Below are 12,839 nucleotides of genomic sequence, written 5' to 3'. Positions count from 1 at the left end.
AAGAAAGATGCATTACGACTTGATTGTGCGCCATGCGCGTCTCCATCGCCGAGAGACGCTCGTTGATCTTGCCGTGCACGATGGGCGCTTTGTCCGTATCGCTCCCGAGCTACCCGCGGACACCGCCGCGCGCGAGATCGAGGCTGCAGGGCGCCTGGTTTCGCCGCCTTTCATTGATGCCCATGTCCACCTTGATGCTGTCCTCACGGTAGGCCAGCCCCGCTACAACAGTAGCGGCACCTTGCTGGAAGGGATTCAGATCTGGAGCGAGCGCAAGCCTTCCCTGAGCCACGAGGATGTCAAGCGTCGCGCCCTGGAGGCTATTCGCTGGGAGGTTGCCCAGGGTACGCTCTACATTCGCAGCCATGTCGATGTCTGCGATCCCTCTCTGACGGCTCTACGCGCCCTGCTGGAGGTGCGCGAGGAGGTGCGCGACATCTGTGAGCTGCAGCTGGTGGCCTTTCCCCAGGATGGCATCTTCTCCTTCCCCGATGGTCAGGAACTGATGCGCCGCGCCCTGGAGCTGGGCTGCGATCTGGTCGGCGGCATTCCCCACTACGAGTGGACGCGCGATCTCGGCGTTGAGGATGTGCGCTATGCTTTCGCCCTGGCGCGCGAATTCAATCGCGACATCGACTGTCACTGTGATGAAACTGACGATCCCCATTCCCGCTTTACGGAAGTGATGGCCGCGGAGACCCTCAGCGCTGGCTGGCAGGGGCGTGTGACGGCCAGCCACTGCACGGCCATGCATTCCTACGATAATGCCTATGCGTTCAAGCTGCTGCGTCTGCTGGCGCGGGCCAGGGTCAATGTCATTGCCAATCCTTTCGATAATGTGGTCCTGCAGGGCCGTTTTGACACCTATCCGAAGCGCCGCGGCCTGGCGCGCGTCAAGGAGCTGCTGGAGGCCGGGGTGACGGTGGCGCTCGGCCACGACTCGATCATGGACCCCTGGTTTCCGCTTGGGCGCGGCGATATGCTGGCCGCGGCTCAGCTCGCCCTTTTGCTCTGCCACATGAGCGGCTACGAGGAAATGAATACCGTGCTAGACCTGATCACGACCAATGCGGCGCGCGTCTTGCGCATCGAGGATCGCTATGGGATTGAAGAGGGGAAGCCTGCCGATTTCGTGCTGCTCGATGCCCCTTCGGCTTTTGAAGCCTTACGCCTGCTGCCGGCTCGCCTGCATGTCTTCAAGGGAGGGCGAGAGGTAGCCGCAACGATGCCAGCCCGCAGCCTGCTGCGCCGCGAGGGTGAGACCGAGGGCAGTGAGGTCACCTTTCGCCTCCCATCAGCCTGATCTGTCTCCGCGGAAGATTAAAGAATGTTGACGGCCCGCGCCGCGAGGATGGCCAGGACGAGCAAGGAGAGCAAGGACTCCAGCATCATCAGAGCCTTGGCCCGGCGCGTCAGTGGCATAGTATCCGTCGGACTGAAGGCGGTGGCTGTGGTGAAGGCCAGGAAAAGATAGTCGAGGAAGTGGGGCACCCAGCCCCTGCTGTTCCCGTTCGCCTGTTGGGGGAAGAGAAAATCGGCGGCGCGGTGACCGCGTCGGTGCCGTCCCACTGGTCCCCCGCCGTCGATTTCCCAGTACCAGAGGGCAAAGACCAGGATATTGGAGGCCCAGAGCAGGGCGGCGGCCCGTAGCAGGATATCGGCCCGCGTGCTGCGCGGCAGGTTGAAGATGAGCAACGCCACGGCACTGCCAAGGGCCAGAGTCACGATCGCGAGCAGCCCAAAAGCCAGGGGGCGCTGCAAGTGGTGGATGCGTTGGGATTGCCAGCCAGAGCGCGCCAGAAGCCTGAATACAATAACCCCAGCCACAATGATTCCTTCCAGGACCAGCGGGAGCCAGTTCGGCCCGAGGGTCAGCCAGGGGGGCAAGACGGCGTAGAGGAGGCCGCAGAGCAGGGCGGCGATCAGGGCCAGCCAGCGCGGCGCGATCTTGCTCTCTTTCGCTCCTTGTTGTTCCTCCCCTGCTCCCTGCTGTATTCCTGTCACTCCGTGCGATTTCCGATGCTCTTCCATGCTTCTTTCTCTCTTGCGTGATCGCCTCAAGTCAGTCTGTTCTCGCCCGGTCGGGCCAGAGCAGACTGCCGCTCGCCTATCAGGGTAGCGAAGTTGTCGCCCGGTTGCAAGTCCCTCTCCAGTGCCCGGCTCTTTCCATCCCTCGGGGGCGCTCTCCTGCTGCACAAGATAGCAGTGTGATCTTCCGCAGATTTTACACAAGATTATGAATGATCAGTCATAATAGTAGCAGGAAAGGAGGCAAGAAAGGCAGAGATAATGGCAATATTTTCAAACAAGACCTATGACAGGTGCAAAATAGGCTACTATCTGCTATAGTAGAAAACAGGAGAGGACCCCGGGGGGTGCTGTTGACGAAGGGGGCACGGCGGATGAGGCTGACTGCTGGAGTGGGGAAGCTGGTAGTGGTCTGGTGGGCAGTGGGCAAGTGGGGCATGGAGAGGTGTGTGGGGGAGTGCCTGGCCTGAGATGAGCAGCAGTTGCCCTGTGAAGGTGGGTCGGAGGGCGAGCAGGTAAGTATTCAAGATGGCTGGAAAGGCGAGGGGAGAGACCATGAAACGGCCAGAGCGCCTGTGGTGGCCAGCAGCGGCGATGCGATGGCCCAGCCCAGTTGGTGGTCTTCCACACAATGGCACGCTCAAAGCCGGGCAGAGGAGCAGCCAGTCTAGTCTATGGCCGGTGGAAGCGACCGGGGCGATCCGCTGTCCGTGGCCAGGGTGTGTTCCTCGCAGAGCGTGTTGCAAGAAGCTCCAGGTTGCAGAGAGAGCGGAAGAGGTGTAGTGTGGTCAGCAAAGAGAACCTCCATGTGAGTACTCAGCAGAGCGGACGGCTAGCAAGTCCTGCTCGACAGGGGCACAGCGGACTGGAGCGGTCAGGAGAAGGGGGGAAACATGCGTACTGCAGAGCATGATTCGGGCATCTTCGCCTCGCGGCCCGGTACAGGCGAGGAGGCAGGAGAGACAGCTGGAGGAGAAGGAAAGGGAGCCGCCTCAGCTCTTGCGCCGCTGAGCGCGCCCATTCTCGTCACGACCATTCTCGACGAATTCAGCGCCATTAGCGATTACCGGGTGCTGCAGGACAGCCTGCCGCGGCGGCTGGCCTCGCTGCTGCGGAGTCGCTACGTCCTGCTCTACAAGCGTATCGGCGAGACGCTGCAATTTGTCTCGGGCACCTTTGACGACCGCCCAGGCTGGTCGACCTCGCTCCTGGCGGTTGCCCAGATCAATCCTATCGACCTCAACAGTGAGCGGCCTGAAGCACGAGCCTGGAGACTGCAGCGTGTTGCCGCCGCGCCAGCAGACAAGGGCGGGCCGCAGCTCGTTGCCGTGCCGCTGATCTACCGTCAGCGGGCCACCGGCGTCCTTGTGGCCATCCGCGACGGCCACGAGGGCCAGCCCGAAGCTGGAGGCGCCATCGGCAGCCGCCTGCCGGCCTATTGGAGCGAAGAAGAGATCCATGTGCTGGAAGCCGTCGCCGGCGTCAGCGCCATGCTCCTCGAAAACACCCTGCTGCTAGAGCGAGACCGTGAGCGTATCCATGAGCTTTCGTTGCTCAACAGCATCGGTAGCCAGATCAACAGCGCCGTCCACGATCTTGAGCGTCTGTGTACCATCATCATGCAGCGCAGCCGTGAAATTGCGCCGCTTGATCTCTGCGACGTTCTCCTCTCGCCGCCGATGGGCAGGCAGGCGCCCTGGATCAGTCCGGCCCTGAGCGAAGCGCTCTTCCGCTATGCCCGTGAGCAGGGAGGCCAACCCACGCCGCTCCTCATCGAGCGCCCGGGCAGTCCGCGCACTGCTGACTATCTCAGTCATCTACCAGGCAGCCTCAACACCTTCATCGCCCTGCCGCTCATCAGCGGAGGCGATCCTGGGCGGCGTGGTCGGCTCTGTGGTCCCGAAGAGAGAGAGCCGCGGGTGCTTGGTCTCTTAGTAGGGGGCACCTATCGGCCCTGGAAAGTGCGCCATGTTGAACTGATGATGCTGCAGGTGCTGGCCAGTCAGGCCAGCGCCGCCCTGGAGAATATTCACCTCATGACCGAGGTCATCGAAGCGCGCAACGAAGCGCGCAAGCTCCTGCGCCAGGTCCTTGACGACCAACGTCTCAAAGAGCTAATTCTGGAGAGCATTCCCAGCGGATTGATGACCCTAGATCTCAGCGGACAGATTACTACCTTCAACCGGGCGGCCTCGCTCATCCTGGGCTATCATCCCTACGAAGCCCTGGGTCAACCGGTTCACAAGATTCTACCGCTCAAGAACCCCCAGGCCCTGCGCGAAGCCCTGCAGTCTGACCTTGGCCACCGCTCCCCGTCGGCCTATCATGAGACGCTCATTACCCATGATCGGCAGGGGCAGGACCTGGTGCTTGACATGACCTGGCAGCCTCTCTGCAACGACCGGGGGAGGCAGATCGGTACCCTGCTTACCTTCAGCGACGTCACCTCCATGCATCGTCTGCAGGAAGAGAAGCGTCGACTAGATGAGCTGGCTTCGCTGGGCAAGATGGCGGCCAGCGTTGCCCACGAGGTGCGCAATCCCCTGGCCTCCATCAAAATCACCATGCAGATGCTGATGGATGACCTGGAGAAACTTGTCCAGCGTGAAGCAGCCGAGGCCAGCGAAGCTGGTGACCGGGGAGAGCAGGTCAAGTCGCGCCTCGAAGAGCATCGTGGGGCCCAGGAATCGATCGCCGTCGTCCTCAAAGAAGTCGAGCGTCTTGACAACATCGTGCGCGAGCTACTGCTCTTCGCCAAGCCGCGCCAGCTGCATCGTGTGCCTTGCGACCTCATAGCCCTCAATGAGCACGTCTTGCAGACGCTACAGCCCTGTCTGAATGAGGCCGGGATTGTTGTCCATCGTGTCTATCAGCGCGATCTCCTGGAGCAGCCGCAGCGGCGGCTTGCCGTTGTTCTCGCCGACATGGAGCAGATGGAACAAGTGCTTTTCAACCTCTACACCAACGCCATCCAGGCCATGCCTGAAGGTGGAATCCTCACCATCTCAGCTCAGGTCGTCCTGCGTCCACGGTCTGGGGCTGGTGCCAGCTATGTCCTGCCGCGGGTGCGGGTCGCTGAGAGCGAGAGCAATTATTTGACCTCAGAGGAGCAGAGGTGGCTAGAACTCTCCATCAGCGACACAGGCATAGGCATCCCTCCGGAGCAGTTGGATCTTATCTTCCAGCCCTTCTTCACCACCAAAGCGCACGGCATTGGGCTTGGCCTGGCCATTACCCAGCGTCTCATTGAGAGCCATCAGGGGCACATCAGCGTCGAAAGCCGCCTGGGCTACGGCGCCACCTTCACCATTCGCCTGCCTCTGGCGCCTGCTGACGATGGCGCTGAGATCGAAAATGAAGTCGAGCCTCGGACCATAGAACCAATGAGCGGGAGACCACAGGCATCATGAGCATGTTCATTCTCATCATCGATGATGAGCCGCACCTGCCGCACCAGATCGCTCGCTACCTGGGCAGACACGGCTACGAAGTGGAAACCGTCGCTGAGGGTGAGGCTGGCCTACGGATCATTCAACAATGCTCGGTCGATCTTGTCTTGCTAGACCTGCGCCTGCCTGGGCTGAGCGGGCTAGAGGTCCTCAAACGCATCAGGGCCAGCGAGCCGGAGCTTCCGGTAATCATGCTGACCGCCTATGGGGACGTACGCAGCGCGGTCGAAGCCATGAAGCTGGGGGCTTCCGATTACCTGCTCAAAGGGTTCGACCTCGAAGAGCTGCTACTTGTTGTGCAGCGCGCCCTGGAAACCAGCGCCATGTACCGCGAGCTGCGCCAACTGCGGCGCGAGCGCAGCGATAACTATCACTTCAACTACATTGTTGGGCACAGCGAGCGCATGCGTCAGGTGTTTGAGATGGTGGCCCGTGTGGCTCGCAGTGATACCGCCTCTGTCCTCATCACTGGCGAGAGTGGGACCGGCAAAGAAGTCGTCGCGCATGCCATTCACGAACAGAGTACGCGCGCCTCTGGCCCTTTCCAGCCCCTGAACTGTGCTGCTATTGCCCATAATCTCCTGGAGAGCGAACTCTTTGGCTACGAGCCATATGCCTTCACTGATGCGCGCAAGCAGAAGCGTGGGCTACTGGAGCTAGCTGATGGCGGTACGCTCTTTCTCGACGAGATCGGCGAAATGCCACTAGATATGCAGGCCAAGCTGCTGCGGGTGCTGGAGACGCGCTCCTTCTTTCGCCTGGGGGGCAGCAAGGAAGTCAAAATCAATGTGCGTGTCATCGCTGCCACCAATCGTGATCTGCAGAAGGCGATGGCTGAGGGAACCTTTCGCCGCGACCTCTTCTATCGTCTGGCAGTCATGCAGATCAACCTGCCGCCGTTGCGTGAGCGCCCGGGGGACATCTTACTCTTCGCCTCGCGTTTCGTCGAAGACTTCAACAAGTCGTTGGGGCGCAACGTGCGTCGCATCTCTCCCGAGGCCCAGCGTCTCCTGCTGGCCTACAGCTGGCCGGGCAATGTGCGCGAGCTTAAGAACGTTATTGAACGCGCCATGATTCTCAGCAATGGCGATGAGATCCAGCCAGCCCACCTTCCCCAGGAAATCGTTGGTTACAGCGAGAGCCATCAGCCAGGGGCCTGTGATCCCTGGGAAGAGTGGCTGGCTGGCCATCCGGTGCAGCCCCTGCCGTTGGAGCGCATTGTAGAGCGAGTGGAGCAATATTTCATTCGTCAGGCGCTTTGTGAAGCCGGGCACAATCGTACGCGGGCGGCGGAATTGCTAGGAATGAGCAAGGTCGACCAGTTGCGTTATCTGATGCGCAAGCATGGTATTGAATGAAGACGAGGGGAGCGAGGCCGGGACCGCTTTCAGCCGGTTGCCTGCTGGGGCCTGTTAAACACGGGAGGCGGGCGGGAGGAGAATGCCCGGGCAGAGACAGGACGAGGCCGACCTGGGTCTGGCGCTCTCCGCAGAGGGTAGGAAGGAGGGAGAGGCAAGAGAGCCAGTGCGGGCGAGCCGGGGCGCGGTCCCAGCGGCAGGTGAGGGAGAGCAACCAGGCAAAGCGCTGCCAGGCTCAGGAGTCGAGCAGTGTTTCATTCTCTTCCTCGCCCAGACGCAGCAATTCCGCCTCGATCTCGCGCCAGGCCTCCTGCTCGGCCTCAGCGTTAGAGAGGCGGCGTTGGTGCTGTAGCCGCGCCACACGCTGGCGGAAGGTGGCCAGGATCGGGCGTTGTTTCTCTGGGGAGGGCATTGGCCGCAGCTCGATCTGCGAGGGGGCGTAGAACTCGCTGGGATCGAACGCCAGCGAAGCCAGATCGCTAAAGATAGCCAGCAAGCTCATACGCTGTTGAGAGAAATAGCCCACCTCGGTGCTGGAGGCCAACAGGCAGCCGGCGACGCGTCCTCCGAGCCAGATTGGATGGGCGGCGGCGCTGATCTCGAATTCGCTCTGGTAGGCGGGGACGAGGTGGTACTTGCGCAAATCTTCGATACTCTGGACGCGCCCGGACTCCACCACGTAGCCAGCCAGCGACTCCATTCCCAGGAAGAGGGCCATTTGCTCCAGATCGGCGGTCCAGGGGAGTGTACCTTTTCCCATGCGCTCGCGCAGGCTGCGGATCTTCCCATCGGGGTGGGGAGGCATGCACTGGATCAGGGTGATGGACATTCCCAGGTGATTGGGATCGAGCTGGGCCAGAGCCTGGCGCAGGACCATCTCGCCGATCTGCCAGAAGCGCAGCGATTCGATCGTCGTGGTACGGGCGCTGAGCACCTGGGCGAAGAACTCAGCAGGCACTTGCTCGACGGCGCTCTCGCGCAGGAGGGCATCGATATCGGGAAAACTGCGACGCAGGGCCTCCAGCAGCTCCTGTCGATACTGGGGGTGAACGGCCTGGACGAGGCGGATCAGGTGGGAGCGATGAGGCCTTGACTCGCCGTTGGCCCAGCGAGATAGCGTCATAGTCGTTACTCCGAGCGCCGTTGCGAGGCGCTGGCGCTCCGCCGTTGTTCGGATGAGCCGCTGCAAGACGGACTGCCAGGACGGGGATTCGCTCACGCTCATACTCGCCCCCTCAGACTCCTACTCTCTGTTCCTGTATTGATGCTCTTCTGGCATATGATAACAGAGGGAACAGGCAGAGTCAACCAGAAGACGCCAGTTTCGATTCTGCCTTCGCACGGGAGCGGCGTGCGCCCTTCTAATAATCAGCTGTCTGCTTGTGTCAGGCGAAGCATGCTTAACGGCCTTATGGGGCAGCTCTTCCATCGGAGACTATACTGTAAGGTGGGGACAGTTGTGAAGTCTACGGCGCTTATCTATCTATCTATCCGCAGGCATCGGCGTGCGTTGTGTCAGCCCTACTGGTACGCCAGGGGAAGGGCCGGGAGAGGCAGACAGACGATGAAACGTATTATTGTAGTAGATGATGATAAGGAGACGCGAGAAATTATCACCTTTGTGCTAAGCCGCAATGGCTTTGAGGTGGTCACGGCGGCGGATGGCAGGCAACTTGCAGCGCTCCTGGAGGTGGAGAGGCCGGACCTGATTATTCTGGATGTCATGATGCCGGGGCTGGACGGCTATCAGATTTTTAACCGCTTGCGTCATGATCCGGTCCTGCATCAGATACCGGTGATCATTATGACGGCTCATGCTGAGCACATTTATGAGCGGATTAGTGTTGATCTGGGGGCGGCAGATCATATTACGAAGCCGTTCCATCCTTTGGAGCTGGTGGAGAAGGTCAAGGGTCTCTTTCGCATGTTGTCGTGTGAGGCCAGCTGGGATGAGGTGAAGTGAGGCGGGCTGGTTGGTGAGGGAGGGTGAGCTGGGCGAGCGCGCTATTGCCTAAAGGTGGGTAGAGTTGGGCAGAGGCAAGCAAGCCGGCTGCAATCTTGCGGGATGGCGAAGAAGTTGGTATCATTATCAACAGGGGCGTTTTTGGCAAGTTCCTTCAAGGAAGCAGAGCAGCCATGCCAAACAGATATGAGCGCGAGATTGAGGAGATCCTCCGGAACCTGGAACAGAGTGAGTCGCAAGACTCGCGGTGGTCGCGGTTCGCCGGTCGCTCCCGTGCAGGTCGTCGTCGGCGCTTCTCGCTGCCGCGTCTGCGTTTTCCTGCGGTTGCCTGGACACTGGATGCCTCTCAGTGGTTTTTACTCCTCAGCATCATTGCAGCCCTGATCGCGGGTGGTTTTGCTTATGCCCTGCAAGGTCCTGGGGTCTTTACCGGGCTGATGGCGATTGTGAGCCTGGTCTGCCTGGTGGCTGTCTTGCTTGTCCAGCTTTGGCGGCGCCCGCGTTACTCTTCGGCGACCTTTTATGGCAGGGGCCGAGTGACTCCTTTGCGTCAGCAAGGACTATCGCGCCTGACGACTCGCTGGCAGCTTTTCCTGTTAAAGCTGCGCTATCGCCGCAAGCGTGATTTGTAAGGTGAAGGCGAGATCGACGGCAGGCTGCTGGTGGCGTTTTGCCGGCTGGGGTGCTGCCGAAGAGGCGGTAATGGGTGGGTTCCTACTTGACAGCGAGATGAGGCCGTGTTATAGTTGCAGGTGCACGGTTGTAAGCGAACGCTCACCTGTAGCGGGCTGGGCAAAGAGCGCGAGCAGTGTAGGCGAGTAAGCCAGTCAGCTGACGGGGTGTGGCGCAGTGGGTAGCGCGCATGGTTTGGGACCATGAGGTCCGCGGTTCAAATCCGCGCACCCCGATTTGTGGTGGCGCCGTGGCTGATCGCTCTTTGCCCTGGATGCTCAGGACGGTGACCATCATTGGCGGGAGTAACTCAGGTGGTAGAGTACCTGCCTTCCAAGCAGGCTGTCGCGGGTTCGAGTCCCGTCTCCCGCTCCCTCTTCCCAAGCCAGGTGGGCGACCCTCCTGCAAGAGAGGGTCGCCGCTTGCCCTCAAGACAGCTATTCTGACAGCTCTGGATGCTGGCCTCGTAACACTTCCTCCATTTTGCGCATGGCTTCCTCTTGCATTCCCGGCAACACATGAAAATAAATGGAGAGCGTGGTGTTCACGTGGCTATGGCCGAGCAGTTCCTGGACGACTTTGATCGGGACGCCCAGGGCCAGCAAGATGGTGGCCGCGCTATGCCTCAGATCGTGAAAGTGGATGCGCGGCAGCCCGGCCTGGTCCAGGAGCTGGTAATACTGACGGCGCACGAAGCTATCGGTGAGAAAATTGCCGTTCTGTGTGCAGAAAACCAAATCCATCTCCTTCCAGCGATCGCCTGCCTTGAGGCGGGCCTCCAGTTGCCGGGCCTGGTGCGCTTTCAAGGTCTCAATGGCGAGCGGGGGGAGGAAAATGGAACGCCTGCTCTTACGGGTCTTGGTCTCGGTCTCTACAAAGCCGTGGCCAGCCTTATAGCTGACGGTGCGCAGCACCTGGAGGCGACCCCGGACCAGATCAACATCCTGCCACCGCAGGGCTAATAATTCGCCCTGCCGCATCCCTGTCATGATCGCCAGCAGGAACAGCGCCTCCAAGGAGTGCTGTTTGATCGCCGCGGCCAGGAGAGCGGCCTGGTCTGACGTCAGGGGAGATCTTTCCGGGGAGAATTCTTGGGGGGCCTTGACCATATCGAGAACGTTCCGCGCCACCTTTCCACGCCGCACGGCGTCTCTGAGGGCGACGTGCAGCAGCTTGTGGATATTACTGAGGGTCTTGGGAGCCAGGCCCTCCTCGCGCTTGGCCGCGTAGAGACGCTCGATATGCTCGGGCTGTAGCCGCCGCAGGGGAATGTTCCCAAGCGCCGGGAGGATATGGGTGTGGAGGATGCGCTGATAGAGCAGATACGTCGTCAGGCGAATTGAGGGCTTGTGGACATACTCCAGCCAGTGCTCCAGGTAGTCTCGCACTGACTGATCGCGTCCCAGCAGGACGGTTCCCTGCTCTAGTTCGTTGAGGGCCTTGCGCAGGGCCACCTGTGCCTCCTGCCGCGTCCGAAAGTACCCCACTGTTTTCTTCTTCCCTGTCTCCAGCGTCACCTGGGCCACCCAGGGTTTCTTCCGGGATTTCCGGTCGCTCTTGCGCTCAAAGATCGACCCTTCGCCGTGTCCGCGGCGTTTCCTTCTTCTTTCCTGAGAAGCCTCCGAGGGCTGACTGTCTGGCCGCTCATCATGACGAGCCATGACGACCACCTCTCTGTTCATGCTGTGCCAAGATCCACGCCTGCTCTTCCTGGTTGAGCGGTGCTCCTTCCTCTGTGCGAGGTCGCTCGCGCTCCGCAGGCAACGGCCTGGGTCCCGCTCGCCACTCCAGGGCAGCAGACGCACCCCAGAGAGGGAGTGCGTCTGCTCAGGCTGCCCCACGACCAGGGGGTCCCCTGTTCCATGACACTGCCAAGGCAGCCCACCGCTGCATCTGGCTCAGAGACTGTCTTTCCGCGCAGCAAGCCACTGATTGAGATCGTGCTCATCGACCTTCACGTTCCTCCGGCTGACATAAATGACGGGAAGACCCTGAGCGCGATAACGATACAGGGTGGTATAGTGAACTCCCAACCGCTCAGCAACTTGCTTCAAAGAAAGCAAGTTTCCCACAGGTGGTGGGGGCGGTGATGGCTGCCCAGATGGTGGTTGATGACTCCGACGCATACTTCTTCTCCTTGTCTGCTGAAAGCACTTGTCAAGAGGAACTCATGCTTCTTCGGGATAGGAGCAGGAGGGATGCAGTGGCGGTTGCTGCCGCTCCCCTGCTGGAGATGAGGCTCCAGCAGGAGGAGCGCACGCCAGGGCCTGGCGGATGGCCTGCAGCAAGGCCTCCTGCTGCCGCTGGTCGTCCTCCAGGACCTCATCCGTTGGGGTGTGGATACCCCGCCGGGCACGCCGGTCCAGATAGGCCCGCTCGCGGGCCAGCTTGCGAGTCAGCCAGCGCTCCCACATGCGCAGTGACTCCAGCGACGTTCCACAAAAAGGGCAGCTTGCCGGGGGTCCGGGGAGTGGTCCTGTCATGTTCTTCTTCTTCCTCTTCTTCTTCTTCTGCTTGTTTCCACAGGGTGCCGTTTGGGTCTGGCCGTACGCGCGCGGCCATCCGCGCCGGAAAGGGATGGATGGGTCGCAGCTCCGGCTCGGACCGCAAGGGAAGACTACATGGCTCTTCCTTTCTTTCTCATGCTCCCCGCCTTCCTCCTCGTGCCCTCCCTCCTGGCTTCCACCTGGCTTCCAGCAGACGAGACCAGCAGGGAAGCAGGCAGGAAGGAACTGGGATAGAGACGAGCAGGAGGCGGGAGACGCATGGGATGTCGATGGGAACCAGGCGAGTGGGAGCGAGGGAGATGAGCGGCATATTGCTCTTTCTCCCCGTCGCCTCCTTGACGCGGATGCGCCGCCCGGTCACCCCCTCCGCCGGTGTGGGCCGCTGGCTCGGGTTCCACCCGCTGCATCAGCAGTTCTCCCAGAGCGTTGCTGTGAGGGCCTCGGGGAGGGCCTCGGGCGGCAGGTTGCTTCGCTGAGCAGCTGGGGCGAGCGATCGCCTGGTGGGGCGCGCCAGCACGGGGGCCTCGATCCCTGCCCTTGGGTCCGTCTCCACAGCCGCCAGCAGGGCCTCGATGCGCGGATCGGGAGGCGGCAGGTTCTGGAGCAGCTGTCTGGTCGTGCGGCAGAGGACACGGAGCGCCTCCTCTGCCGACAGCGTCTCCAGGATCGCCTGGCGCAGTCCCTCGACACAGCCCACCACTGCCTCCAGCATCTCTGGCGGCTCCGTGGCCGCCAGACTCTCCACGATGGCCGCGAGCCGGTCCCCGCCGGCGGCCCGGGCACGGTCTAGCAGCTCGGTCATGCTCCGCCTCCTTTCTTCCCTACCGCTCCGGGAGCATCGGCATCACCAGGTAGGTCAGCG

11 protein-coding genes and 2 tRNA genes are annotated in these 12,839 nt (G+C 61.3%); 7 read left to right on the top strand and 6 right to left on the bottom strand.

The window, feature by feature from the left end; all coding sequences use genetic code 11:
* Nucleotides 1-7: 7 nt before the first annotated feature.
* On the top strand, nucleotides 8-1,303 hold the full coding sequence (locus IRZ31_RS06915) for a cytosine deaminase (protein WP_297151495.1): 1,296 nt from the start codon (nucleotides 8-10) through the stop codon (nucleotides 1,301-1,303).
* A gap of 17 nt (nucleotides 1,304-1,320) precedes the next feature.
* On the opposite strand, the gene IRZ31_RS06910 is transcribed toward IRZ31_RS06915, so the two are convergent.
* Complete coding sequence (locus tag IRZ31_RS06910; protein ID WP_297151492.1) at nucleotides 1,321-2,031, bottom strand: DUF1345 domain-containing protein; 711 nt, start codon at nucleotides 2,029-2,031, stop codon at nucleotides 1,321-1,323.
* Nucleotides 2,032-2,921: 890 nt separating this feature from the next.
* On the opposite strand from IRZ31_RS06910, the gene IRZ31_RS06905 reads away from it, so the two are divergent.
* The gene (locus IRZ31_RS06905; protein WP_297151490.1) at nucleotides 2,922-5,438 is read left to right on the top strand and encodes an ATP-binding protein; all 2,517 of its coding nucleotides are present in this window, start codon (nucleotides 2,922-2,924) and stop codon (nucleotides 5,436-5,438) included.
* Nucleotides 5,435-6,835, top strand: a complete 1,401-nt coding sequence (locus IRZ31_RS06900) for a sigma-54 dependent transcriptional regulator (protein WP_297151487.1) — start codon at nucleotides 5,435-5,437, stop codon at nucleotides 6,833-6,835. The genes IRZ31_RS06905 and IRZ31_RS06900 overlap by 4 nt, the downstream gene beginning before the upstream one ends.
* A gap of 235 nt (nucleotides 6,836-7,070) precedes the next feature.
* Here the strand turns inward: IRZ31_RS06900 and IRZ31_RS06895 are convergent, their stop codons facing one another.
* Nucleotides 7,071-8,060 (bottom strand): GAF domain-containing protein, encoded by a 990-nt coding sequence (locus IRZ31_RS06895; protein ID WP_297151484.1) that lies wholly within the window; start codon nucleotides 8,058-8,060, stop codon nucleotides 7,071-7,073.
* A 339-nt stretch (nucleotides 8,061-8,399) separates the two neighbouring features.
* On the opposite strand from IRZ31_RS06895, the gene IRZ31_RS06890 reads away from it, so the two are divergent.
* The 4 genes from IRZ31_RS06890 to IRZ31_RS06875 all read left to right on the top strand — a co-directional run bounded on the left by IRZ31_RS06890 (nucleotide 8,400) and on the right by IRZ31_RS06875 (nucleotide 9,842).
* Nucleotides 8,400-8,798, top strand: a complete 399-nt coding sequence (locus IRZ31_RS06890) for a response regulator (RefSeq protein WP_297151481.1) — start codon at nucleotides 8,400-8,402, stop codon at nucleotides 8,796-8,798.
* A gap of 173 nt (nucleotides 8,799-8,971) precedes the next feature.
* Entirely contained in the window at nucleotides 8,972-9,430 is a 459-nt protein-coding gene (locus IRZ31_RS06885) for a hypothetical protein (RefSeq protein WP_297151478.1), read from the top strand.
* 203 nt (nucleotides 9,431-9,633) lie between these two features.
* Nucleotides 9,634-9,706, top strand: a tRNA-Pro gene (locus IRZ31_RS06880).
* A gap of 63 nt (nucleotides 9,707-9,769) precedes the next feature.
* A tRNA-Gly gene (locus tag IRZ31_RS06875) sits at nucleotides 9,770-9,842 on the top strand.
* 65 nt (nucleotides 9,843-9,907) lie between these two features.
* On the opposite strand, the gene IRZ31_RS06870 is transcribed toward IRZ31_RS06875, so the two are convergent.
* The 4 genes from IRZ31_RS06870 to IRZ31_RS06855 all read right to left on the bottom strand — a co-directional run bounded on the left by IRZ31_RS06870 (nucleotide 9,908) and on the right by IRZ31_RS06855 (nucleotide 12,779).
* The gene (locus tag IRZ31_RS06870) at nucleotides 9,908-11,152 is read right to left on the bottom strand and encodes a site-specific integrase (protein WP_297151474.1); all 1,245 of its coding nucleotides are present in this window, start codon (nucleotides 11,150-11,152) and stop codon (nucleotides 9,908-9,910) included.
* Between the two features lie 216 nt (nucleotides 11,153-11,368).
* Nucleotides 11,369-11,596 (bottom strand): helix-turn-helix domain-containing protein, encoded by a 228-nt coding sequence (locus IRZ31_RS06865; protein ID WP_112431924.1) that lies wholly within the window; start codon nucleotides 11,594-11,596, stop codon nucleotides 11,369-11,371.
* 42 nt (nucleotides 11,597-11,638) lie between these two features.
* On the bottom strand, nucleotides 11,639-11,953 hold the full coding sequence (locus IRZ31_RS06860) for a hypothetical protein (RefSeq protein ID WP_297151470.1): 315 nt from the start codon (nucleotides 11,951-11,953) through the stop codon (nucleotides 11,639-11,641).
* 430 nt (nucleotides 11,954-12,383) lie between these two features.
* Nucleotides 12,384-12,779: a hypothetical protein gene (locus IRZ31_RS06855; protein ID WP_297151467.1), complete on the bottom strand. Its 396-nt coding sequence runs from the start codon at nucleotides 12,777-12,779 to the stop codon at nucleotides 12,384-12,386.
* Nucleotides 12,780-12,839 lie beyond the last annotated feature (60 nt).

Source organism: Thermogemmatispora sp., assembly GCF_019683635.1.
Classification (GTDB): Bacteria; Chloroflexota; Ktedonobacteria; order Ktedonobacterales; family Ktedonobacteraceae; genus Thermogemmatispora.
The sequence above is the reverse complement of the archived record's forward strand: the minus strand, read 5'-3'. Positions and strand labels throughout refer to the sequence as shown.